This window comes from Bifidobacterium sp. ESL0763 (assembly GCF_029433395.1).
Lineage (GTDB): Bacteria > Actinomycetota > Actinomycetes > Actinomycetales > Bifidobacteriaceae > Bifidobacterium.
In genome coordinates, this window is the sequence record NZ_JAQTHW010000002.1 from 331,283 (window position 1) to 355,594 (window position 24,312).

20 protein-coding genes and 3 tRNA genes are annotated in these 24,312 nt (G+C 64.2%); 18 read left to right on the plus strand and 5 right to left on the minus strand.

Annotation, left to right across the window (positions count from 1 at the left end; all coding sequences use genetic code 11):
* The first annotated feature begins 157 nt into the window (after positions 1-157).
* From menA (PT282_RS02290) to PT282_RS02300, 3 genes are all read left to right on the plus strand, one after another.
* Complete coding sequence (gene menA, locus PT282_RS02290; RefSeq protein ID WP_277167967.1) at positions 158-1,180, plus strand: 1,4-dihydroxy-2-naphthoate octaprenyltransferase; 1,023 nt, start codon at positions 158-160, stop codon at positions 1,178-1,180.
* 164 nt (positions 1,181-1,344) lie between these two features.
* Complete coding sequence (gene menA / locus PT282_RS02295) at positions 1,345-2,358, plus strand: 1,4-dihydroxy-2-naphthoate octaprenyltransferase (RefSeq protein ID WP_277167968.1); 1,014 nt, start codon at positions 1,345-1,347, stop codon at positions 2,356-2,358.
* A gap of 131 nt (positions 2,359-2,489) precedes the next feature.
* Positions 2,490-3,236, plus strand: a complete 747-nt coding sequence (locus PT282_RS02300) for a phosphoglyceromutase (RefSeq protein WP_277167969.1) — start codon at positions 2,490-2,492, stop codon at positions 3,234-3,236.
* Between the two features lie 163 nt (positions 3,237-3,399).
* Here the strand turns inward: PT282_RS02300 and PT282_RS02305 are convergent, their stop codons facing one another.
* Entirely contained in the window at positions 3,400-3,657 is a 258-nt protein-coding gene (locus PT282_RS02305; RefSeq protein ID WP_277167970.1) for a hypothetical protein, read from the minus strand.
* A gap of 396 nt (positions 3,658-4,053) precedes the next feature.
* Here PT282_RS02305 and PT282_RS02310 point away from each other — a divergent pair, with 396 nt between their 5' ends.
* The 4 genes from PT282_RS02310 to PT282_RS02325 all read left to right on the plus strand — a co-directional run bounded on the left by PT282_RS02310 (position 4,054) and on the right by PT282_RS02325 (position 9,371).
* Complete coding sequence (locus PT282_RS02310; protein WP_277167971.1) at positions 4,054-5,004, plus strand: CHAP domain-containing protein; 951 nt, start codon at positions 4,054-4,056, stop codon at positions 5,002-5,004.
* Between the two features lie 135 nt (positions 5,005-5,139).
* Positions 5,140-5,814, plus strand: coding sequence for a C40 family peptidase (locus PT282_RS02315; RefSeq protein WP_277167972.1), 675 nt, complete (start codon positions 5,140-5,142; stop codon positions 5,812-5,814).
* A gap of 157 nt (positions 5,815-5,971) precedes the next feature.
* On the plus strand, positions 5,972-6,979 hold the full coding sequence (locus tag PT282_RS02320) for a universal stress protein (RefSeq protein WP_277167973.1): 1,008 nt from the start codon (positions 5,972-5,974) through the stop codon (positions 6,977-6,979).
* Between the two features lie 169 nt (positions 6,980-7,148).
* On the plus strand, positions 7,149-9,371 hold the full coding sequence (locus PT282_RS02325) for a BspA family leucine-rich repeat surface protein (RefSeq protein ID WP_277167974.1): 2,223 nt from the start codon (positions 7,149-7,151) through the stop codon (positions 9,369-9,371).
* Positions 9,372-9,495: 124 nt separating this feature from the next.
* Here the strand turns inward: PT282_RS02325 and PT282_RS02330 are convergent, their stop codons facing one another.
* Positions 9,496-9,912, minus strand: a complete 417-nt coding sequence (locus tag PT282_RS02330) for an OsmC family protein (RefSeq protein WP_277167975.1) — start codon at positions 9,910-9,912, stop codon at positions 9,496-9,498.
* A 136-nt stretch (positions 9,913-10,048) separates the two neighbouring features.
* Here PT282_RS02330 and PT282_RS02335 point away from each other — a divergent pair, with 136 nt between their 5' ends.
* The 4 genes from PT282_RS02335 (at position 10,049) to PT282_RS02350 (ending at position 12,680) form a co-directional block, all read left to right on the plus strand.
* Entirely contained in the window at positions 10,049-10,918 is an 870-nt protein-coding gene (locus PT282_RS02335) for a thymidylate synthase (protein WP_277167976.1), read from the plus strand.
* Positions 10,919-10,966: 48 nt separating this feature from the next.
* Positions 10,967-11,626: a dihydrofolate reductase gene (locus PT282_RS02340; RefSeq protein WP_277167977.1), complete on the plus strand. Its 660-nt coding sequence runs from the start codon at positions 10,967-10,969 to the stop codon at positions 11,624-11,626.
* 38 nt (positions 11,627-11,664) lie between these two features.
* The gene (locus tag PT282_RS02345) at positions 11,665-12,177 is read left to right on the plus strand and encodes a low molecular weight protein-tyrosine-phosphatase (RefSeq protein ID WP_277167978.1); all 513 of its coding nucleotides are present in this window, start codon (positions 11,665-11,667) and stop codon (positions 12,175-12,177) included.
* 338 nt (positions 12,178-12,515) lie between these two features.
* Positions 12,516-12,680, plus strand: coding sequence for a hypothetical protein (locus tag PT282_RS02350; protein WP_277167979.1), 165 nt, complete (start codon positions 12,516-12,518; stop codon positions 12,678-12,680).
* A 135-nt stretch (positions 12,681-12,815) separates the two neighbouring features.
* Here PT282_RS02350 and PT282_RS02355 read toward each other — a convergent pair.
* From PT282_RS02355 to PT282_RS02365, 3 genes are all read right to left on the minus strand, one after another.
* A tRNA-Phe gene (locus PT282_RS02355) sits at positions 12,816-12,891 on the minus strand.
* A 46-nt stretch (positions 12,892-12,937) separates the two neighbouring features.
* Positions 12,938-13,011: transfer RNA gene (locus tag PT282_RS02360), tRNA-Asp, on the minus strand.
* A gap of 61 nt (positions 13,012-13,072) precedes the next feature.
* On the minus strand, positions 13,073-14,245 hold the full coding sequence (locus PT282_RS02365; protein WP_277167980.1) for a DUF4190 domain-containing protein: 1,173 nt from the start codon (positions 14,243-14,245) through the stop codon (positions 13,073-13,075).
* A gap of 57 nt (positions 14,246-14,302) precedes the next feature.
* On the opposite strand from PT282_RS02365, the gene trmB reads away from it, so the two are divergent.
* From trmB to cydB, 7 genes are all read left to right on the plus strand, one after another.
* Complete coding sequence (trmB, locus tag PT282_RS02370; protein WP_277167981.1) at positions 14,303-15,103, plus strand: tRNA (guanosine(46)-N7)-methyltransferase TrmB; 801 nt, start codon at positions 14,303-14,305, stop codon at positions 15,101-15,103.
* 102 nt (positions 15,104-15,205) lie between these two features.
* A tRNA-Glu gene (locus PT282_RS02375) sits at positions 15,206-15,277 on the plus strand.
* A gap of 344 nt (positions 15,278-15,621) precedes the next feature.
* Entirely contained in the window at positions 15,622-18,717 is a 3,096-nt protein-coding gene (locus tag PT282_RS02380; RefSeq protein ID WP_277167982.1) for an HAD-IA family hydrolase, read from the plus strand.
* A gap of 270 nt (positions 18,718-18,987) precedes the next feature.
* Positions 18,988-20,160: an NAD(P)/FAD-dependent oxidoreductase gene (locus tag PT282_RS02385; protein WP_277167983.1), complete on the plus strand. Its 1,173-nt coding sequence runs from the start codon at positions 18,988-18,990 to the stop codon at positions 20,158-20,160.
* 388 nt (positions 20,161-20,548) lie between these two features.
* Positions 20,549-21,730, plus strand: coding sequence for an NAD(P)/FAD-dependent oxidoreductase (locus tag PT282_RS02390; RefSeq protein WP_277167984.1), 1,182 nt, complete (start codon positions 20,549-20,551; stop codon positions 21,728-21,730).
* A gap of 45 nt (positions 21,731-21,775) precedes the next feature.
* Positions 21,776-23,242 (plus strand): cytochrome ubiquinol oxidase subunit I, encoded by a 1,467-nt coding sequence (locus tag PT282_RS02395; RefSeq protein ID WP_277167985.1) that lies wholly within the window; start codon positions 21,776-21,778, stop codon positions 23,240-23,242.
* Positions 23,239-24,309 carry a cytochrome d ubiquinol oxidase subunit II gene (cydB, locus tag PT282_RS02400; RefSeq protein WP_277167986.1) on the plus strand — a complete coding sequence of 357 codons (1,071 nt, stop codon included), beginning with the start codon at positions 23,239-23,241 and terminating at the stop codon, positions 24,307-24,309. Before PT282_RS02395 ends, cydB begins: the two co-directional genes overlap by 4 nt.
* Positions 24,310-24,312 lie beyond the last annotated feature (3 nt).

Here is a 24,312-nt window from a genome sequence, read left to right on the forward strand (position 1 = left end):
GCGCGTGCGCCAGTGCCGGCCGATGTAGTTTGCGTGGCCTAGAGTGACGATTAGCGATACGGGCGAAACGGTTGGCCGGCGGCGCAGCCGTCGCGGGTGGCCGGGCCCGGGAATTCCCGCCAGACAACAAGTCAGGAGCGTTGAGTTGGAGAATACTATGTCGTTATGGATTTCGGGTCTGCGCCCGAAGACGTTGCCGGCCTCGATCGCCCCGGTCCTGGTGGGCATCGCCGCGGGCTACCACATCGTGAAGGATCCGGCGAGCTGCGGGGCCGTGGCGCCCCAGCCGGTCGCCTGCGTGGCCAGCGACCCGACCGTCGCCGTCTCGCCGTGGCCCCAGTTCGCGCTGCTCTCCATACTGTGCGTGCTGGTGGCGCTCTTCCTGCAGATCGCGGCCAACTTCGCCAACGACTATTCCGACGGCATCCGTGGCACCGACGAGGGCCGCGGCGCCAGCGAGGCCCAGACGGCCAAGCCCCAGCGCCTCACGGTCTCCGGCATGGTGACCCCGCACCAGGTGCTGGCCGCCGCCGGCGTCAACGCGCTCATCGCCTGCCTCGCCGGCATCGCCGCCATCGCCATCACCGGCTACTGGGGCTTCTTCATCCTCGGCGTGCTGTGCCTGCTGGCCGGCTGGTTCTACGTGGGCGGCAAGCACCCCTACGGCTACGCGGGCTTCGGCGAGGTCGGCGTGTTCCTCTTCTTCGGCCTGGCCGCCGTACTCGGCACCGAATACGTGCTCGCGGGCAGGATCAACGGCGAGGGCGTGCTCGGCGCGGTGCTGTGCGGACTCTTCTCCTGCGCCATCCTCATGGTCAACAACCTGCGCGACGTCGACGAGGACAAGGTCAGCGGCAAGATGACGCTGGGCGTGCGCCTCGGCCGCAAGAACGCCAAGACCACCCTGTTCGTCACCTACCTGGCGCCCTTCGCCGTCACCATCGTCATGGCCTTCGTGCCTCTGGTCGCGGTCATCCGCCGTTCGATGGGCGTCAACCTCGTCGGCCTCGTCCTCGCCGTGCTCGCCCTGCTGGTGGCGGCCGTCTGCGTCAAGGCGATGACCGGCATGGTCCGCAGCGTCAACGCCGGCAACTTCGTCAAGGCGCTGCCGATGTGCAGCGTCACCGTCCTGCTCTTCGCACTCATCTTCATCCTCATGGAGCTTTCGCTCGCGCTGTGAAACGGCTCCGCCGGCGCGGTCCGACATCGCCGAAGTCAAACGTTTGCTAGGCGAGTCCCGCCTGTTCTCCCGTTCATCTACGATTTGAGACGAAATCGAAATGAGACAGAGATCGGGGCCTTCGGCGGCGAATCGTGCGTGGGCCTCGGGAAACGGTGGTCGCGATGATGAATGGAAAGATGTGGGTCGCCGGAGCGCGCCCCAAGACGTTGCTGCTCTCGATCGGCCCGGCACTGGTGGGCATCGCAGCCGGCTACGGGGCGGTGCGGCGGTCCGGCCCGTGCGGCGGTGGCGCCAGGGCCTGCGTCGCCTCGGGTGCCGGGGCCGGCGCCTCGTCGTGGGGCATGTTCGCGCTGCTGGCGGCGCTGTGCCTGGTGGTGGCGGTGGCGCTGCAGATCGCGGCCAACTTCGCCAACGACTATTCCGACGGCCTTCGGGGCACCGACGACAACCAGGCGGACCTCGAGTCGCAGGAGGACATGCCGCTGCACCTGCTGGCCAACGGCCTGACCACCCCGCGAGACCTGCTGATCCAGGCCGGGCTCGCGGCGCTGGTCGCCTGCCTCGCCGGTCTCGCGACCGCGATCATCACCGGCTACTGGCTCTACATCCCGCTGGGCGTGGTCTGCCTGCTGGCCGGCTGGTTCTATGTCGGCGGCAAGCACCCCTACGGCTACGTCGGCTTCGGCGAGGTCAGCGTCTTCCTCTTCTTCGGCCTCGTCGCCGTGCTGGGCACCCAGTTCGCGCTCGCCGGCAGGGTCGACGCGGCGGGCATCGCCGGCGCGGTGCTCTCCGGCCTGTTCACCACCTCGATGATGCTGGTCAACAACCTGCGCGACATGAGAAGCGACAGGACGAGCGGCAAGATGACCCTCGTCGTCCATATCGGCAGCGGCAAGGCACGTGATCTGCTCTTCGGCACCTACCTGATGCCGCTGGCGCTCACCGGGCTCATGGCGCTGCTGCCGTTGGCGCTCGCCTTCAGGCACGGCAGCGCCGCCTACGTGGCATTGGCCGTCGTCGACCTGGCCATCGGCGCGCTGTGCGTGGTGGTCGCCAGGCGCGTGGCCGGCTGCGTCGGCGCCCGGAACTACCACGCCGCCCTGCCGATGGTCAGCGTCACCTCCCTGCTGTTCTCGCTGGTCTTCGTCGTCACCCAGCTCGCGCTGGCCCTCTGAGGGCGTTGCCGCGCGGTTTCCCAAGGATATCGGGGAGGATGTGGGCAACCGCGCGGCTTGCGGCGAGAGGGGACTGTGAGCGCTCACGTCTTCGGTATCGCCACGTCGTGTTCTTCGCCTAGAATCGAACTATGTCATATAGATTAGTATTGCTCCGGCATGGCCAGAGCGCATGGAACAAGACAAACCAGTTCACTGGCTGGGTTGACGTCCCGCTCACCGAGAAGGGTGTGGCGGAAGCCAGGCACGGCGGCGAGCTGCTCAAAGAGAAGAATGTCCTCCCCGACATCGTCTTCACCTCGCTGCTGCGTCGCGCGATCAACACCGCCAACTACGCGCTGGACGAGGCCGACCGCCTCTGGATTCCGGTGAAGCGCAGCTGGAGGCTCAACGAGCGCCACTATGGCGCCCTGCAGGGCAAGGACAAGTCCGAGATCCGCGAGAAGTACGGCGAGGAGAAGTTCATGATCTGGCGCCGTTCCTACGGCACCCCGCCGCCGGACATCGATCCCGACGACAAGTTCTCCCAGACCCACGACCCGCGCTACGCCGGCGACCCGGTGCCGGAGGCCGAGGCCCTGGCCAACGTCGTCACCCGCGTGACCCCGTACTGGAACTCCGACATCGTCCCCGAGCTCAAGAGCGGCAAGACCGTCATGATCGCCGCACACGGCAACTCGCTGCGCGCCATCGTCAAGATGCTCGACGGCCTGACCGACGAGGAGATCTCCAAGGTCAACATCCCCACGGGCATTCCGCTGGTCTACGAGCTTGACGAGGACATGAAGCCGATCAAGCCCCGTGGCGAGTACCTCGATCCCGAGGCCGCCAAGGCCGGCGCCGCCGCCGTCGCCGCGCAGGGCCAGGCCAAGAAGTAGGCTCCGCCTCGCGCATCGTCCCGAACGTCCCGGATTTCCCGAGAGGTTCGGGACGGGATAGACGTCAGGATGGGCACAGTCAGATCTGTGCCCATCCTGTTTTGTTTGTTTAGGTTGAATGGTGATTCAGTATGGCCGCGTCCCGGGGCCGGTGGCGCGATGGCTAGTCGGCGCCGAGCCGGCGGTAGTCCCAACGGTCGAAATGCTCCCAGACCAGCAGCAGGACGCCGATGATGATGCCTGAGGAGCACAGCACCAGCGCGCCGATGACATGGAATCCGCAGACGAGCAGGACCACGGTGACGGCCAGCGCGATCAGCCACCAGCTGGTCACGATCGCGAACGTCTTGCGCAGGTCGACGCGCACCGGCTTGGGAGCGGGCCTGCATACGTCCGGGTTGATGATGGGTGTCAGCTTCATACCGCCGACTCTAGTATCCGGGGCTAACCTCGGCGCCCGGCGCCGGGTGGAGGAGCTGCCTGCATTCCTTTCCTGTATCCATTCCCATGTCCTCCATATATTCCCGATTCGTCTCCGTCGCGTCTCCGATATCACCACGAAGGATGTGGATGGTGGCTTCCATGGGCACAATGTGTCGAAATGGTGAAGCGTGACACGCCGAGCCTCCCACCGTTTTCCCTATGTTCGCGCGGCGCCGGAGTGGAGTCCCCGGGGCGAAATTCGCCCGGTCGGGTAGAATGATGGACTGTTGAAAGCGGTGCGGGCGCATCGCTTGATGAGTGGGTCGGCGCGTTTGGCGTTGGCCAGTGGTCAGTAGTTGTCGGAAAGTGACGTCGTTCACGAGGAGTTGTTCGTATGAGGCATGCAGCGCATAAGGCGCTAGGGCGCACAGGCGGCCTGTCGATATCAAAGCTGATGTCGCACCCCACCCACGCGGCGCACTCGGCGAAGGCCATGCGCCACGCCGCTGCCGTCACCTCGGGCGGTGCAGTCGTCGAACTCGATGCCGCCGTCGCCGAGAAAATCAACGAGATCATCCCTCCCACGCGCCGTTCCATCCGCCTCGAGCGCCAGGCCGAGAACCGCCGCCACTATGCGGTGGTGTCCGCGTCGCTGGCCGCCCTGGTGGGCACCACGGCGACCGCCGCGATCGCCATGGGCGGGGGTCGCTCGCGCATGGCCGTGGCCGATCCGGCCACCACCTCCGTCATCCGTCCGGCGGACGGCGCCGCCTCGCGTTCGCAGGACCGCGCCTCGCTCGATGGCACCTCGGTCAGTGGCGACAACGCCCAGACCAGCAACTACGGCGCCTGGGATCTCGGCGCCGCCAATACCTCCCTCGACGTCGCCATGATGTCGAAATCAGCGGCGAACAACCCCAAGGTGGCCGACCTGATGGACCAGGACGCCGGCCTGTTGCCCGCGGGCTTCGATCCCAACCACGCCACCGGTGACGTCGGCAACGCCTACGAGTTCAGCCAGTGCACCTGGTGGGTCTATGTGCGCCGCCACCAGCTCGGCCTGCCCGTCGGCTCGCATATGGGCAATGGCAACATGTGGGCCAGCTCGGCGCGTTCCCTCGGCTATTGGGTCGACAACAGCGCCCGCCACGTCGGCGACATCATGGTCTTCGCCGCCGGCCAGGACGGCACCGATACGACCTGCGGCCACGTGGCCATCATCGAGAAGATCAATCCCGACGGCTCGGTCGAGACCTCCGAGTGCGGCAGCGTGATGAACGGCAAGACGTATTCCAAGACATATTCCGCCGCCCAGGTCGCCCAGCACGACATCATCCATTACTGATACTGCGGATTTCGCCTTCGGCGTGACGCCGGGCGTGGTCTTCGTCTCAGTGGGTTTCGGTTTGGATATCCGCAGACGTTCAAATGCTTTGCAATACAAACGTTTTTTGTTGAGGCTCCTTGCTATGGTGGAACAATGATCAAGTTCACGAAGTCCTGCTCTGCCATTGCGGCCGTCGCGCTATTGGGTTCGGCGCTCTTCGCATTCTCCCCGGCGGCATCGGCCAACGACGCCGACAGCACCCCGGTGACCTCCTCCCGTTCCTTCCACAAGACCAACGTGGCTAGGAAGAACCTGTTCAAGGAGTCGACCTCCACCAGCGTGGACGCCCGTTCCAGCTGGGGCGGCATCGAATCGCTTGACGTGCCGCAGACCCAGTCCCAGGCCGAACGCGACGCGGCGGCCTCACGCTCGGCGAGCCGTGAGTCGCTGAGCCGCAATTTCACCGTCACGCCTCCCGACGGCCAGTCGGTCGCCAGCCTGCTCAACTTCGCCGCCCAGTTCGTCGGCGTGGTGCCCTATCGCAGCGGTGGCAATACCCCTGACGGCTGGGATTGCTCCGGCTTCGTGCAGTATGTGTATGGCCAGATCGGCGTCCCGCTGCCGCGCACCTCGGGCGCGCAGGCCGGCGTGGGCCGTCCGGTGGCCGACCTGAGCCAGGCCATGCCGGGCGACATCATCGCCAACGGCGGTCACGCCGCCATCTATGTCGGCAACGGCATGGTGATCAACGCCCAGCTCGCAGGCACCCAATACGATGCGGTGGCGACCGTGTTCAGCGGCGGCTATTCCATCCGCAGGGTCCTCTGAGACGGCCCGAAGGCCACGGTCTTGAAAGACTTTTCGACGCGCTCCAACCCGGGGCGCGTTTTTTTATTCAACGCGCAAACTTACGAGAGTTATCCTCGGCGCGCTATTCTTAGTGTAGTGGCGGCGCTCAGGGTGCCGCTGGTTCAAGGAGGTAGTCATGGTAAACGATAAGGCCATTCTGGTGGGCGTAGATGGGTCGCAAGCCAGCTACAAGGCGACATGGTGGGCGGCGAACTACGCCAAGCACGCGGGGCTCACCCTGCAGATCGTGTGCGCGTACTCATTGCCGAGCTATGCGGCGGTCTCGTTCGATTCCACCTACACCTCGATGGGTGACGACAGCGCCGCCCACATCGATGCCCAGGAGATCCTCTCCAAGGCCAAGGCGATCGCCAACGAGCAGGGCGTCAACGCGCAGACCCTCATCGTCACCGGTGATCCCTCCTCGGTGTTCGTCGAGCTTTCGCGTAACTACAATCTCATCGTCATCGGCAACCGCGGCAAGGGTGGCCTGGCGGAGCGCTTGCTGGGCACCACCAGCTCCTCGCTGCCGGCCTACGCCTATTGCCCGATCATCGTGGTGCCCTACACCGACGACGACGGCAAGACCATGCACTTGAACAACAGCATCGGCAGTGTCGCCGTCGGCATCGACGCCAGCGCCTGGGGTCTGAAGGCGCTGCAGATCGCCGCCGACCTTTCCGCCGCCCGCGGAGCTGAGCTTGACGTCATCGACGCGGTGGCCGGCCTGCAGGGCGTCAGCGACGAGGACGGCGTCTACGACTCCTACATGGAGGACCTGGAGACCCAGATCGCCCCGGTGCGCAAGGCCCATCCCGACCTGAAGATCACCAAGACCATCGTGCCCGAGTCCGCCGTCAGCGCGCTGACCAAGGCCAGCTACGACCATGACATCGTGGTCGTCGGCTCCCGCGGCAAGGGCGGGTTCACCGGCCTGCTCGTCGGCTCGACCAGCCAGGGCCTCATCCAGCACGCCGCCGGTCCGGTCTACGTGGTGCCGCGCAAGTACGTCGAGGCCGAGAAGTCCCGCTCCGACGGCTCGTTCGAGTCCATCGAAGGCGTGGAGAAGGTGGCCGTGGAGACCGCCGACAGTTCCGCCGCCGAGGCCATCGAATCCACCATCGACCCCCAGCACAAGGACTGACCGGCCGAGGTTCGATTCATTCGATTCAGGTGCCCGCTCGACTCATGTCGGCGGGCACCATTTGTTGGTGTCGTTGGTCGCGTATGATAGGTAATGCGATAAAAGGTCATTTGACCTGCGGAGTCGAGAGTATCTGTCGGAAGTGAGCATGCGGGGATTCGGGAAAGCTATGAGGACCACGGTGGCGGCGCTGCTGTCATTGGCCGCTTCCGTGGCCACGCTGCTGGCCGGCGGCGGTTTCGCGGCCGCAACGCCAGCGATCCAGCCTGCCCAATCCCCAACGCTTGGATACACGCAAAAAGCGCCGGGAGGGGGCTTACATAGCTCGTCGGTCCTTGATGCCGGCCATGCCGCGTTGAGTTCGCGCGGTGTCGCCTGTGTTCCGGTGGCGCCGACGGCGTGGGGGACCTCCACCTGGTCCGTCGTCGACGAGGGCCCGGCCAGCGACGCCAATGGCGCCTATGAGCAGTGCACGCTGCATTTGACGAGTGGGTCGGTCAATATACGGCCTAGTGACGAAGTCACTAACATTCCTTGGCACGACTCGGAACCTATACGGGACAGCATCACGAAAGTCAGCATCGACGGGCCGCTGACGGTGGATGCTGATGTCGAAGCGGTAAAGCAGCCTAATGCTGACCTGTACAACGGTTTGTTTGCCGACATGAAGGCGTTGAGAAGTGCTGAAGTGCCGAATGACACCTCGACCTCCGACTCATTGGTGTTGTTGGGATTGGCTCCGGAATGCCTGTTCCGGCACGACGTCGTGTTGACCAGTGTCGACAGTGTGCATTGGGACATGTCCGGGGCAACAAGCATCAGTAACGTATTCGTCAATGCGATCTCGCTTTCACAGGTTGATGTTTCACAGTGGAATACCGGCAATGTCAAGGATATGCACGGTGCATTCTGGGGCGTTCAAAGCTTGGGAAGCGTCGACGTCGCGCATTGGGACACAGCAAAAGTCAAGAGGATGAATGGCTTGTTCTGCGGAGACAATAGTCTTCGTGCATTGGATTTATCTGGATGGAACACAGGGGCGGCATTGAGGATGGATCAGATGTTCGCTCAGGAAGAGAAGCTGGAAACGCTGATAACCGGGCCTCATTGGGACACCTCGCAGGTCCAGACGATGAATTCGATGTTCGCACAGGACCCCGCCCTCGCCTCGCTGGACGTGTCCGGGTGGAATACCGGTTCGGTGACCAACATGGGCGGCATGTTCTACCTGGACGCCAGCCTGCGCACCTTGGATGTCTCGAACTGGGACACCTCGAACGTCACCGACATGAACACCATGTTCGAGGCCATGGATAATCTTTCCTCGCTGGGAGCCTCGGGCGTATCCGGTTGGAACACCGCAAAGGTGACGAATATGAGCTTCATGTTCAGCGCCTCGCCGAAGCTCACCTCGCTCGATCTGACAGACTGGAACACCGCCGCCCTCATCGCCGCCGACGACAACAAGATGAACGGTCTCCTCCCTCCGAATCTCGAGCGTCTGGTGCTGGGGTCCGACGTCGAGCTCAGTTCCTATTCGTACGGCGCGTTCCTTTCAGTGACGAACACCCTGGGCTGGGTGCAGATCAACGACGGCAATGTCTCCAGCTTGCCGGAGCACGGAAGATACGTGGGGCTCAGTGTCGATCTCGCCGAGCTGACCGCGCGTTCCGGTGGCGCGCCGGGCACCTACGTGGCCCGCAAGGCCAACGCTCTGCATCTCGATGCGAACGGCGGCGAGAGCAGCGCGGATGACGTTACCGGATTCACCGATGCCGGGCCCGCGGTCCCCGAACCGGTGGGCCTTTCCAAGCCGCATTGTCTCTTTGACTCGTGGAACGCCAAGGCGAACGGCTCGGGCGACACCCATGCGATAGGGGAGCGGCGCTACCTGCCGGAAGGCACCACGGCGATCTACGCGCAATGGCATGAGGTCGCCGCACCCGTCATCACGACGCCTTCCGCCACCCACACCATACCGCCGACGGGAGGCAGCTTCGACGTCTCCGGCACCTGGTCGCCACCCGCCGGCGCCAAGCTGGTGGTGAGCGTCACCGACCACGGCGGCACGGTCCGCACGCATACCTACGAGCCTTCGGCCGTCGAGACCTCGTCCGGCTCATGGCGCGTGGCGCTGCCGACAAGCGACTTCCTCGGCGGCACCAACACCGTGACGGCCCACATCCTGGTCCACGACGGGCACACGCAGGCCGATGTGACGTCGGCGGACAGCGATCCGGTGCGGTTGCGCTTCAAGTTGCCGGTGGCCGCCGCACCTCTGACCGGCGGACAGGTCCTTGCCCTCGCGCTGCTGGGCCTGGCGTCGGTCGGTCTGTCGCTCACCGCAATCGGCCTGACCCGGAAGTGGCTGAAGCGTTCCCTGGTCCTCTGATATCCTTCATGATCGTTTCGCGGTGAACGGCCGTGGTCTGGATATGTGAAAGCGCATACGAAAAGGCCGGACGGAACCGCTCATGGGTTCCATCCGGCCTTGGTCGAAGTCGATATCGACGCGGTTACTTGGTGAGCACCTTGACCTCCATGCTCACCGGCGTGGCGCGCTCGTAGGTGTGCATCACCGTGCAGGACTTCTCGATGTGCTTGGCGACGCGGTCCTTGAGCTTCTCCACGTCCTCGCCGTGGATGCCGGCGCTCTGCGCGTCGACGACCACCTGCTCGCGGAAGGCGGTGTAGACGTTGGCGTTCGGGTCGGAATCGCCGTCGACGGTGATCTTCGCGCCCTTGCCCTCGCCCAGGGACTGCTCGATGGTCATCTGGCTGGACAACGCGCCGCAGGCCGCCAGCGCCACCTTCATCAGGTCACCGGGGTTGAACTGCCCCTTGCCGTGCCCGAACTTCAGATGCGCGCCCTCGTCGCTGAACGCGTCCCAGGAACCGTCCTTGTTGCGCTCCACCCACAGTTTCTTGGCCATAATAACCTCCTCGCGGTTTCGCCTTGTTCCCAAGGCCTTTGCCTCCCAATTTATCCCCAAGTGCCGCCGAAGTCCACGTCGCGATTCCTCTTTGAGAAAGACGGGCGGCCCACACTGCTTGCTAGGATTGGGAGGTATGTTGAACCAAGAACAGCTTGAAGAGATCCGTCGCCGCATTCCCGCCCGCCCGCAGAGCGATATCAAGACCCCGTACGAGGACCTGGTGCGCAGGATCCTCACCGAGGGGACGCTGAAGACCGACCGCACCGGCACCGGCACCATCTCGCTGTTCGGCCAGCAGATGCGCTTCGACCTTTCCGAAAGCTTCCCGCTGCTGACCACCAAGACCGTGTTCTTCAAGGGCATCGCCTACGAGCTGCTGTGGTTCCTCAAGGGCTCGAGCAACGTGCGCTGGCTGCAGGAGCACAAGGTGCACATCTGGGACGAGTGGGCCGACGAGAACGGCGACCTGGGCCCGGTCTACGGGGTGCAGTGGCGCAGCTGGCCGGCACCCACCGCAGACGACCCGAACCGCACCATCGACCAGATCTCGAACGTGCTCAACCTCATCAGGACGCATCCCGATTCACGCCGCATGATCGTCACCGCATGGAACCCGGCCGAGGTCGAGCAGATGGCCCTGCCGCCCTGCCACGCCCTCTTCCAGTTCTACGTGGCAGATGGCAAGCTCTCCTGCCAGCTCTACCAGCGTTCCTGCGACATGTTCCTGGGCGTGCCCTTCAACATCGCCTCCTATTCGCTGCTGACCCTGATGATGGCCCAGCAGACCGGCCTGAAGCCGGGGGAGTTCGTATGGACCGGCGGCGACTGCCACGTCTACGACAACCACATCGAGCAGGTGCTCACCCAGCTCGGCCGTGAGCCCTACCCCTATCCGCAGATCAGGATCGACAAGGCGGACTCGATCTTCGACTACCGGTACGAGGATTTCGAGATCCTGAACTATCGCCACCACCCGTCCATCAAGGCGCCGGTGGCCGTCTGAGCCGGCCTATAGACTTGTGGCCAAATTCGTATTCAAGGAGTGAATGAAATGGAGCATGACAGTAGTCGCAGTGGCTATCACGAACCCGTGCCCGGATCCGCCGGGCAACAAGTGACTGAGGACTGGGGTGACGATGTCGTCAAGACCTTCTCGGTCAATCTGATCTGGGCGTGCGCCAGCGATATGCAGGGCCGTCCGGGCGCGATGGGATTCAAGGGCGGCATGCCCTGGCACCTCGCCGAGGACATGCGCCGCTTCAAAGAGCTCACCGTCTCGCATCCGGTGATCATGGGCCGCAAGACCTGGGATTCGCTCAATCCCAAGTTCCGCCCGCTGCCCAACCGTGACAACATCGTGGTGACCCGTGACCCGGACTTCCGCGCCGCCGGCGCCACCACGGCCAACAGCATGGAGGCCGCGTTGGATTTCGCCCGCCAGGAGGCGATTCCCGACGACGGCCTGGACCGCAGCGAGATCTGGGTGATCGGAGGGGCGCAGATCTTCCGCGAGGTCATGCCCTTCGCCAACAAGGCCTACGTCACCTACATCCGAGGCCGTTTCGACGCCGACACCTACGCGCCCGATATGGACGCGCTGACGGGCTCCGGCGCGTGGAGCGTGGTGGACGACGGGCTATGGATGAGCCCGAAGAAGGCGGAGCAGGGCGTTCAGGCCTACCGCTTCGCCACCTACCGCAAGAACCGGTGAGCCACAAGCCGTTGGACCGAAAGAAAGCTGCATAGGCAATGACCGATAAGCCCTACACCATCATGACCGTCTGCACCGGCAACATCTGCCGGTCGCCCATGGCCGAGATCATCCTGCGTTCGCGCTTCGAGGACGCGGGGCTTGGCGGCCGGGTGCGGGTGATATCGAGCGGGGTGAGCGACGAGGAGCACGGCAACCCGATCGACCGCAGGGCCGTGCGGGTGCTCAAAGGCAGGGGATACCCGATTCCCGCGCACCATTTCGCGCACCGCATCACCGCCTCTGAGATCGAGGAGACCGACCTCTTCCTGCCGATGACCGCCTCGCATATGCGCGAGTTGCTCTGGCAGCTACCCGAGGCCAAGCGCGGGGAAGTGCGCCTCTACCGCAGTTTCGACCCAGAGCTGCCCAAGCCGGCCAAGGGTCACGAGAGCGACATCGACCTGGTGGACCCGTGGTACGGCGGGCCTCGTGATTTCGAGATCGCCATCGACCAGATCGACGGCGTGGCGCCATATATCGTCGATTGGGTGCGTCAGCGCCTCTCCTGAGCCCGAACCTGGGCGTCTGATCGTCGGATTGGCGGATATACCTCGGCCCCGGTGCCTGTTTCCAAGCGCCGGGGCCACGGCATAATCAGTATTGGGAGGATATCCCAACCCGTTACGGCCTCAGCGGATAAAAGCTTTAAACGCCGGCTAGATTCCGGTGAGTCACCTTCCGTAACGGATAAATCCATTATAGCATCAGCACGATAACATGCCTGTTTTACGATAGAATGATTCTGTCATGCAACTCTCTCACCAAGGGTTGCTCGACCGTGCGGCCAATCGGCCGTATCGACCTCGCCGCGTCCATTGCGGCGCGGCATAATCAGTAAGGACAGGATATGTCCCATAACAGGAAGGGTTCTGAGTATCCCGAGGCCATCCAGGCCATCGTGGCGCTGACCGTCGTTCTGGCGGCCAACGCCGACAACGCGGTGGTCGACGTGCTGCTCGCGGTCGTAGTCGGCTGCGGGCTGGTCGTCGTCTGGAGGTGCCGTAGGCGATAACCAGGGCCGGTCCGGCGCGGGGCGACCTGTGCCGGGCACTTCCTCGTCCGAGGGGAAGGCGCCGATAGGTGCGGCGGAATGCAAAAAACAAAAAAGTCCCGAAACCGTTGCAATCATGTGGTTTCGAGACCTGAGTGGTGGCTCCGAGCGGCATCGATCCGCTGACCTAACGATTTTCAGTCGTTCGCTCTACCAACTGAGCTACAGAGCCATGAATAATTAAAAACCCGGACGAGCCGGGCTCCTAATCATTCGAGCGACTCCGGCCAGACTTGAACTGGTGACCTCCGCCGTGACAGGGCGGCGCTCTAACCAACTGAGCTACGGAGCCGTGGCTTGCTTTCATCAAGCAGCCGAGTATCCATAATACTGAAAACCGGAGAATGCGCAAGTCATTGGTCGCTACAGCGTGTCGCAGTCTCCGTCAGCACCCGGTTCAGGTAGGCCTCAACGCCGTGATCGCCTACGAAATCGGTCTGTTTCGAGGAGCAGCTCTCGCCGTAATAGCAGTCGTCGTCATCCCAATCGGAATCGCTGTTGTTCGCGGTCAGCCCGGCGATCAGCAGCGTGGCCAGCAGGATGGTACCCAGGGTGCCGAGCGTGCCGATCACGATGCCGGCGATGCTCAGTCCCTTGTTCTGCTCGCCGGTCCTGTTGATCTGGCTCAGGGCGATGCACGAGAACACCAGGCCGACGGGCGGCAGGATGAAGGTGAGGACGAAGCCGAGGATGCACAGCGTGTTCCAACGCTCGTTCGATGCGGGGGAGTAGGAGACGTAGCCGCTCGGCGCCGCGTTGCCCTGGGGCTGGTAGCGCTGCGCGTAGGGCTGGTACTGCCCGTACTGCTGGGCCGCCGGGTCACCATAGCCCGGTTGCTGGTATGGGTCCTGCTGGCTCTGTTGCGTCCCATAGCCGGATTGTGCGGGTTGCGCCGTATAGGCCGGCTGGGCTGGTTGCGCCGGCTGCGTGCCGTAGGCCGGCTGGGGTTGCTGGGTCGGTTGCGCGTCGCCTTGGCCTTGAACCTGTGACTGGTCCTGTGATGGCCACGGCTGGTCCGGTACCTGTGGCGGAGCGGAGTAGCCGAAGCCCTGATCGCCGATGCCTCCGCCGAGGGAGTAGGCCGATGACGGGCCATCATAGGGCGACTCATAAGGCGATTGGAGCTGCGGCTTGTCGGCGCCCTTGCCGCGTCCCCTGGCCGACGGCTTCTTCCACAGGTGGGTGGGCTTGGACGCCTGCGCTTCGGGCTGAGCCTGCCGTTGCGCGTGATCCTGTGCTTGTGGCTGGGTCTGGGTCTGGGTCTGTGGCTGTGGCTGCAACTGGCTCTGAGCCGGAGCCGGGGCTTGCGGCTGGACCGATGGCTGCGCCTGGTCCTGGCCCTCTGTGGGCCGTGTCGCGCTCTGCGCCTGGGCCTGCGTGCCCGGCGTCTGCCATGGCTCGTCTCCCCCCGTGGCGCCCTGCTGGTCGTGCTGATCGGGCTGATCGGGCTGATCGGGCCGGGTGGCACCGGCGGTATCGGGGTTCGGCTCCAGGCCGTCTGTGCTATCGGAACTGTAATTGTTCATGGATATTAGTCTACATGGGGCCGTGAAGGCGCGCAGGGGATGGGCTAGACTGGCCTGGTGCAAGAGAACAACCAGCCCCATATCCACCACATCCTCTCGTTCGCCCGGCGCACCGGCCGCCTCAACGACCGGCTCCGGCGCGCGTGGGACCGCCATGCTTCCGAATACCTGCTCGACATCACCCCTTCCCAGGCCTCGCTCGCCGTCAGGGACGGGTTCGTCTTCGATTCGGATTTCGCCCGCAAGGCCTGGGGCAACGACCATCCCGTGATCGTCGAGATCGGCACAGGGCAGGGCGAGAACGTCGTCGCCGCGGCCGAGGCCCATCCCGAGGCGAACTTCCTGGCCGTGGAGGTCTACGACCCGGGCGTGGCGCACACCATGCTCCTTGCCGGCAAGCGTGGCATCGACAACCTGCGCATCGCCCAGGTGGACGCCCCCGAGCTGTTCGCCGTGGCGCGGCCGGGCGTCTTCGAGGAGGTGTGGACCTTCTTCCCCGACCCCTGGCCGAAGATGCGCCACCACAAGCGCCGCCTCGTCCAGCCGGCGTTGGCCTCCCAGGTGCGCCATGCGCTGAACCCCGGAGGTCTCTGGCGCCTGGCGACCGACATCGAGGACTACGCGCTGCACGTCCACGAGGTGATGGACGGCCGCGACGACTTCGGCAACGTCGGCACGCTCACGGTCTCGCTGCCCACCGAGCACGTGGGCAAGGGCACCGCGGGGCAGGCCTCGGCGCTGCCCCATGCCGATTTCAGGGAATCCGAGCGTTTCGAGGGGCGCGTGCTCACCAATTTCGAGCGCAAGGGCCTCGACGCGGGCCGTCGCATCCACGACCTGACCTACCGGGCGCTCTGAACGGACATGGCCGGAGCGCCGGCGGGCGTGAAAGCCGCCCGGGGCACAACACGCCGATGCCTCCTCCGGTCTGCCTTCTCACGTAACCTGAGAAGGTTGTTGGCCCCCTTCGTCTAACGGTTAGGACACCAGACTTTCAATCTGACAACAAGAGTTCGACTCTCTTAGGGGGTACTTTTCCGGGCTTTCTCAAACAACAGTCGGCAGTAGGCTTAGACTTACTGCCGATTGGCATTAGAAGGTGTTCGGTATTGTTGCCGGTTTCATCGTGAATCACTTCAAATCACCCTAAATAACGACGAGCTTTCATCAAATTTTCATCACGCCGGTGCTGGATGATTCTTAGTGGTGTCAAGGTTTAGCAAGCATTCGGAACGGCATGGTGCGTCAATGCAAGTGGAGTTGGTGCGTGACTGATATGTGGTCGGCGCACAGTCATGGTTTGTTTGCCGTCCGCACGATTCGATGGACGGGTTTGATTATTATGGTTCCCGGGGTCAACGAAGAGGAGCGGAACGATGAGCGGCAAGAACGGGATCGATGCCAGGCATGGCGGCACGGGGGAGCGCAACGCCGCGAACGGCAGGCCCGACAGGACCGGCTGGCGCATGGAGGACTTTGACGCCGCGCTCTTCGATCTCGACGGCGTGCTCACCCCGACCGTCGACCTGCACAAGCAGGCTTGGAAACGGCTCTTCGAGGCGGTGCTTCCTGACGATGTGACGCCCTATAGCGACGAGGATTATTTCAAGTACGTGGACGGCAAACCCCGCTACGACGGCGTCGATGCCCTGATGCGCAGCCGTGGCATCGTCCTCGAGCGGGGAGAGGCAAGTGATGATCCCGGCGCCAACACGGTCTGCGGGCTGGGCAACCGCAAGAACGCCGAGTTCGAGCGGCTGCTGCGCCAGCAGGGCATCAGCCCCTACGACGATGTGGTCGACGTGCTGCGCCACCTGCACGCCGCCGGCAAACGCCTCGCGGTCGTCTCCAGCTCACGCAACGCCCGCGAGGTGCTGCATGCCGCCGGCATCCTGAGGTACTTCGACATCGTGGTCGACGGCAACGTGCGCGCCGAGCAAAAACTGGCCGGCAAACCCGCCCCCGACACCTACCAGTACGCCTCCCGCAGGCTGGGGGCGCGCTATTCGCGGTCCATCGTGCTCGAGGACGCGCTCTCCGGCGTCGCCTCGGGGGCGGCCGGCCATTTCGGATTGGTCGTCGGCGTCGATCGCGGCGCGGGGCGCCGGGCGCTGCTGGAGGCGGGCGCGGATATCGTGGTCACCCGGCTGGGGCAGCTGCTCGACGGCGCCCACCGCGGCGCGACGCACACCACGCCGGCCCACCTCGACGCGCTCAGGTACCCGATCGACCCGTGGAGTTTCACCCAGATCGGCGAGCCGAGCGAGGAGAGCGCCACCCTATTCTCGGTCTCCAACGGCTCCATAGGCGTCCGTGCCGAATCCGGCAAGCCCCGCGATCTGGGCTCCGGGACCTTCCTCAGCGGCTTCCACGAGACCTTCGCCATCAGGCACGCCGAGGAGGCCTACGGGTTCGCCAAGGTCGGCCAGGTGGTGCAGGGGGTGCCCGACACCTCCGATTTCCGATTCTCGGTGAACGGACGACCGCTGGCCTCGCCTGGCTGCTACAGGCAGAGCGTGGACTTCCGGCAGGGCTGCGCCACTCGCAGCTACCGCTACGACGTCGGCGGCCACACCTGCCTCGAGGCCAACATCACCTCCATGGCCTGCCTGTTCCGAGCCGACCTGCTGGTGACCACGCTCACCCTGCGCGCCGTGGGCGACGACCTCGACGTGCACGTCTCCGCGCCGATCAACGTGCGGCATCCCGAGGTCTCGCGCGACATTGACCCGCGCAAGGCCGACCTCATCGCCGACGGCGGGCTGCGCAAGCTCGAGGTCGACGCCGTCTCGCAGAGCGACAAGAACGAGACCTACGGCGCCTACCACTGCAAGAACTCCGGGTGCACCATGGCCGTCGGCGTGGCGCAGCGGGTCGATGGCACCTCCGTGCCGAGGGGTTTCGACGTGCATGTCGCCAAGGGGTCGCAGGCCACCGTGGTCCGCTACTCGGCCTACGACAACCATCCCATCGACCCGGTCGGCGTGCGCAAGGGACTCAAGGCCGTCGGTCCGCAGGCACGCGACTCCATCACGCTTTTCCAACGCTGCGCAGCCACGCTGGCCTGGGCGGCGGCGCAGGGGCCGGACGCCCTGCGAGACCGGCAGCGCCGGTGGCTCGAACGCTTCTGGTCGCAGGCTGACATCACCGTCGAGGCCCATGACGACGGACGCACCCAGCAGGTGCTGCGCTGGGAGCTCTTCCAGCTGGCGCAGACCACCGCGTTCGTGCCCAACGGCATCGCGGCCAAGGGGCTGAGCGGCACGGGCTATTCCGGCCATTATTTCTGGGATACCGAGGCCTTCATCGTCCCCTTCCTCACCTACAGCGCTCCCGACCGGGCGAGGGACGCGCTCGCCTTCCGCTTCCGCATGCTGCCCGCCGCCCGCAAGCGCGCCGCGGTGATGAACGTCGACGGCGCCCTTTTCCCATGGAGGACGATCGACGGCGAGGAGGCCTCGGCCTTCTTCGAGGCGGGCACGGCCCAATACCACATCGACGCCGACATCGCCTACGCCGTCTGCCAGTATGTCTCGGCCTCGGGCGACACCGCGTTCATGGCCACCCAGGGCGTCGACATCCTCGTCGAGACCGCCCGCATGTGGGCGAGCCTGGGCTCCATGGGCGCCGACGACCGATTCCACATCAACACGGTGACCGGCCCGGACGAATACAGCGCCCTGGTCAACGACAACTACTACACCAACGCCATGGCCCAGTTCAACCTACGGGCCGCCACCCAGTCGTTGCGGGCGCTGGACGACGGACAGCGTGAGGCCGCGAGCGAGCGCCTTGGGGTCCGCGACGACGAGCCTTCACGCTGGCTGGCGCTCGCCGACGCCATGGCCCTGCCCGTCGACCCGTCCACAGGCGTCCACCTGCAGGACGCGGGCTTCATGGCGCGCAAGCCCTGGGATTTCCGGCACAATACCCTGCGTCCGTTGCTGCTGCACTACCATCCGATGATGATCTACCGCCACCAGGTGCTCAAGCAGGCCGACACTGTCCTGGCGCTCTACCTGCTCTCCTCGCAGTTCGACGCGGTCTCAAAGCGACGTGACTTCGACTTCTACGATCCGCTGACCACCGGCGACTCCTCGCTTTCGGCCTCCACCCAGCAGATCGTCGCCGCCGAGGTCGGCCACGGCGAGCTGGCGATGCGCTACTTCGACGAGGCGCTCTACGCCGATGTGGCCAACCTGCACGGCAACACCGCCGACGGCATCCACCTGGCCTCCGCCGGCGGCGTGTGGCTCTCCGCGGTGGCCGGCTTCGGCGGGCTGCGCGATTCCGGCGGCCGGAGCCTGTCCATCGACCCACGCCTGCCGGAGCGGTGGTCGTCGCTGCGCTACCGCATCCGCGTGCGCGGCTCCCTGCTGCAGGTCACGGTGCGCCACGACGGCGTCGAGGTCCGGCGCCTGGAGGGCGGGCCGGTCCGCCTGAGCGTGCAGGGCGAGCCTCGAACCGTTTGACGCCGCGGCGCCGAAGGAGGCCGTCGTGGCCGCCGCCCTGGCGTAGCGACGGTCGGGGAGCCCAATGCTGGGGCGACGGATGCCATGAATGTGAAATATGTCATATTGCATGGTCGATATATGCAGAAACGTTTCCATTTCCGCAAATTTGCCAATTGTTTGCATCGTGTGCGAATATTCTTGATACTGATATTCAACAGTGAAGAACATGCGACGGTGCCTCACGCAACGGCTCGTTCTTCCTCAAGATTCCCAATGGAGGGGGTTGCTATGACAACGATTGTTGTTCTGGGCGCGGGTTACGGCGGTCTGCGCGCCGTCAAGCAGTTGGTCAAGGCCAAAGTCGACGCGAAGATCGTTCTGGTCAACAAGAATCCGTATCACTATCAGTCCACCGAGCTGCACGAGGTCGCGGCCGGCACCAAGGAACCCGACGAGATCACCTTCGACGTGCGCAAGGCCGTCGACGAGCGCGTCGACGTCGTCATCGACGAGGTGACGCGCGTGGACCAGGACGCCAGGAAGGTGGAGCTGAAGAACGGCGAGCCATTGGCGTATGACTACCTGGTCAACGCGCTGGGCTTCGAGTCGGAGACCTTCGGCATCAAGGGCGCCGACGAGAACGGTTGGCCGATCCTCGACATCGACACGGCCGTCGCGGCGCGCAAGCACCTCGAGGACACGCTGAAGAACTACAAGACCAGCCATGACGTCAACGACCTGCACATCGTGGTGTGCGGCGCCGGCTTCACCAGCATCGAGTACTTGGGCGAGCTGGTCTACCGCCTGCCCGACCTCGCCGAGGAATACGGTTTCCCGCTAGACAAGGTGAAGGTCGACTGCATCGAGGCGACCCCGAAGATCCTGCCGATGTTCGACCCGAAGCTCGCCGACTGGGGCGTCAAGTACCTCGAGGACCACGGCGTCACCTTCCATGTGGCCTCGCCGATCACCGAGGTCAAGCCCAACGCCGTGGTGAGCGACGGCACCGAGTATCCGGCCAACACGATCATCTGGACCACGGGCGTGCACGGCAGCCATGTGATCGCCGACTCCGGCTACGACCAGAAGCGCAACCGCGTGGTCGTCGAGGACGACCTCTCCGTCAAGGGCCATCCCGAGGAGTTCCTCGTCGGCGACGTCTCCGCGGTGCCGAACCCGGACAACGGCCGCCTCTATCCGACCACGGCCCAGATCTCCATCGCCCAGGCCGACACCGCCGCCAGCAACATCGCGGCGCGCATCGCCGGCAAGGAACCGAAGAAGTTCGTCTACAAGTCGCTCGGCACCCTCTGCTCGCTCGGCCCCAAGACCGGCATCGCCGAGGTCGACATGGGTGGCCACTGGAAGCTCAAGGGCGCGAAGGCCTCCTTCGCCAAGAAGAAGGTCGCCGACCGTTCCGTCACCGAGCTGACGGATGTGCCCGGCATCATGAACAGCTGACACCGGTCCGCGTTCCACGTTTCCAAGGCGCGACGAAAGCATCAATCTTTCGTCGCGCCTTGCCGTATGCGCGGGGCGGGCGGCCGCTCCGATCGTTTCCATTCGATGGCGGGGAGGTATAGCGTGTCGCCGGAAACCCTCGAAGGATAACCGTACGTAATACTTGCGATTCCCTTGTGATTGCTGGGGTGGGCGCAGATGTGAGATGTCAGATAAAAGAGGCCCGATTCGGCCCGGAGTCGCGGTTTTGTTGTACGGCAAACGTTTTTTTGTTCGGCGGCCCATATAACCTATGTGATGGATTTCTGCAGTAGAAAGCCCTTCGCGCGGTCGAACAGGGCTTTTGGAGCCAAACAATGTAAAAGAAGAAAGAAAGGATATTCTCCCCATGAAGAGAATCGTCGTATTGGGCGCGGGCTACGCGGGCCTGCGAGTCGTCAAACAATTGACGCACGCCAAGGTCGATGCGCAGATCGTCCTGGTCAACAAGAACCCGTACCACTATGAGTCCACCCAGCTGCACGAGGTCGCTGCCGGCACCAAGCAGCCCGCGGACATCACCTTCGACATCCGCCCCCTGCTGGCGCGCAAGCGCAACGTCGAGGTCATCATCGACGAGGTGACCCGTGTGGACCAGGACGCCAGGAAGGTGGAGCTGAAGAACGGCGAGCCGCTGGACTACGACTACCTGGTCAACGCGCTGGGCTTCGAGTCGGAGACCTTCGGCATCAAGGGCGCCGACGAGAACGGCTGGCCTCTGATCGACATCGAGACCGCCGTCGCGGCGCGCAAGCACCTCGAGAGCACGCTGGCGAACTACCGGCGCAGCCATGACGTCAACGACCTGCACATCGTGGTGTGCGGCGCCGGCTTCACCAGCATCGAGTACCTGGGCGAGCTCGTGCACCGCCTGCCCAGGCTGGCCAAGGAATACGGCTTCCCGATGGAGCTGGTGAAGGTCGACTGCATCGAGGCCGCCCCGAAGATCCTGCCGATGTTCGAGCCCAGCCTCTCCGCCTGGGCCGTCAAATATCTGGAGCGCAAGGGCGTCACCTTCCACGTGGCCACCCCGATCACCGAGGTCAGGCCGGGCGCCGTGGTCAGCAACGACACCGAGTTCCCCGCCAACACCATCATCTGGACCACCGGCGTGCACGGCAGCCATGTGATCGCCGACTCCGGCTACGACCAGAAGCGCAACCGCGTGGTGGTCGAGGACGACCTGCGCATCGCCGACCATCCCGACCAGTTCCTGATCGGCGACGTCTCCGCGGTGCCGAACCCGGGCAACGGCCGCCTCTATCCGACCACCGGCCAGATCTCCATCGCCCAGGCCGATGCCGCCGCCGCCAACCTCGCCTCCCTGCTGCGGGGTGGCAAGACCAAGAAGTTCGTTTTCAAGCCGCTGGGAACGGTTTGCTCCCTCGGCCCCGGAGCCGGCATTGCTTCGATTGACATGATGGGCCATTGGAAGCTCAAGGGTTCCAAGGTCTCGATTGTCAAGAAGATGATCAATGATCGCACGGTGCTGGAATTGGCCAATATCCGTACTATGCTTGAAAGTGATTGATTCCATACTTTTATGAGTAAGGAATAGTAAGAAGAAAGGAACAAAATGACCATTCTAGGGTTATCGCGATTCCAGTTCGCGATGACGACGGTCTTCCACTTCTTCTTCGTGCCGCTGTCCATCGGTCTGGCGTTCACCGTCGCCGTTATGGAAACGTTATATGTCGCGAAGAGAAAGAGTGTCTACAAGCGCATGGCCCAGTTCTGGGGGAAGATTTTCCTCCTGAGCTTCGCGGTCGGCGTGGTGACCGGCATCATCCAGGAATTCCAGTTCGGCATGAACTGGTCGAACTACTCCCGCTTCATGGGCGACATCTTCGGCGCCCCCTTGGCCATCGAGGCCCTGCTCGCCTTCTTCATGGAGTCCACCTTCATCGGAGTGTGGATGTTCACCTGGAAGCGCTTCAAGCCGGGCGTGCACGTGATCTTCATCTGGCTGACCTGGCTCGGTTCCACGGTCTCCGCGATCTGGATCCTCGCCGCCAACAGCTTCATGCAGAACCCCGTGGGCTACGGCATCGACAAGAAGACCGGCCATGCCGTTATGACCAGCTTCGCCGCCGTGGTGAGCAACCCGCAGCTGTGGCGCCAGTTCCCGCACGTGGCGACCGGCGCGCTGCTGACCGGCTCCTTCGTGGTCGTGGGCATGAGCGCCTTCGGCCTGATGCGCAAGGACGGTGACCGTGCCTTCTTCGAGCGTTCGATCCGCGTCGGCTCCATCCTGGCCATCATCGGCTCCATCCTCGTGATCATCACCGGCGACCTGCAGACCCTCGAGGTCATCAAGGACCAGCCGATGAAGTTCGCCGCGACCGAGGGCCTCTATGAGGACGCCAAGAGCCCGGCTCCGTGGATGGTCGTCGGCCTGATGAACGAGGGCCAGCACACCGCCGCGGGCCTTGAGATCCCGGGCATGCTCTCGCTGCTTGCCTTCCACAAGCTCTACGGTGGCACCATCTACGGCATGAACACCCTCAACAAGCAGTTCATCGCCGACCACGGCAAGATCATCAAGGACGGCATCGCCCACCCCGAGATCTCGAACTACTACGTGCCCACCAACGTGCTGTTCTGGAGCTTCCGCTTCATGGCCGCCGTCGGCGTCGCCACGCTGATCCTCGCGATCTGCGTGCTGTGGTTCACCCGCTCCTCCAAGAACACCCTGGCGGACAGCCGCTGGAAGCTCTGGATCCTGGGCGTGTGCACCTACCTGCCGTTCGTCGGCACCACCGGTGGCTGGCTCATCACCGAGCTCGGCCGCTATCCGTGGATCGTCTATGGTCTGCAGACCATCGCGGACGCCGTCAGCCCGACGGCCACCGTGCCCAGCCTGCTGATCACCAATATCGTCTACTTCCTGCTCTTCTGCCTGATGGGCGGCGTGATGATCTTCTACTCGCGCCGTGTGCTGCATCAGGGCCCGGAGCCGGAGAACGCCGCAACCGCCAAGGCCCCGGAGTCCGCTCCAGCGGCCGCGGCCCAGACGGCTACTAGAAAGGTGGCGCTGGCATGAGTGAGTTCCTTGCCAAACCATTGATTGATGGCAATACGTTCCTGCAGTTGCTGTGGTTCTTCGTGATCGCGCTGGTGTTCGCCATCTTCCTGTTCCTCGACGGCATCGACTTCGGTGTCGGCATGGCCACCCGTGTGCTGGCCCGCAACGGCGACGAGCGCGCGCTCTACATGCGCGCGGTCGGCCCGCACTGGGACGGCAACGAGGTCTGGCTGATCACCGGCGGCGGCGCGATGTTCGCGGCCTTCCCGCTGTGGTACGCCAGCCTGTTCTCGGGCTACTACCTGCTGCTGTTCCTGGTGCTCGTCTCGCTGATCCTGCGCGGTGTCTCCTTCGAGTTCGCCGGCCATGCGATCACCGACGGTGAGCGCAGCCTGTGGCAGTGGTTCAACTTCATCGGCAGCGTCGGCGCCCCGTTCTTCCTGGGCATGATGCTGACCTCCCTGATCCAGGGCATGCCGATGGACGCCCAGGGCAACGTCCACGCCGGATTCTTCGACGTGGTCAACCTGCTCTCGATCGTCGGTGGCGTGGCCGTCGTGTTCTTCAGCTTCGTGCACGGCCTGCACTTCCTGAGCCTGAAGCTCGACGACGAGATGTCCGAGCGCATGCTCAACACCTCCAGGAAGGTCTACTGGATCGCCTACCCGGCTCTGGTGGTCTTCGTCCTGCTGGCGTTCTTCTGCACCGATTTCTATCAGCGCCGTCCGGTCTCGACGCTCGTGATCACGGTGGTCATCCTCGTGGCGACCATCTGCGCTCACTTCGCCGCGGCCAAGAAGCACGGTGGCTGGGCCTTCCTGGCCTCCGGCATCACGCTGGCCGGCATCATCGCCTTCATCTTCAACGGGCTCTTCCCGAACGTGATGATCGCCGACGACGCCAAGAACAGCCTGGCGGTCTCCGTCGCCTCCGCGTCGCCGTACACGCTCAAGGTGATGACCATCGTGCTGTGCTGCCTGCTGCCGATCGTGCTGATCTACTTCAGCTGGTCCTACTTCATCCAGCGCAAGCGCCTGATCACGGACTCCTCGTCGGCCTCCATCAAGGCGGCCATCGCCGAGTGACGG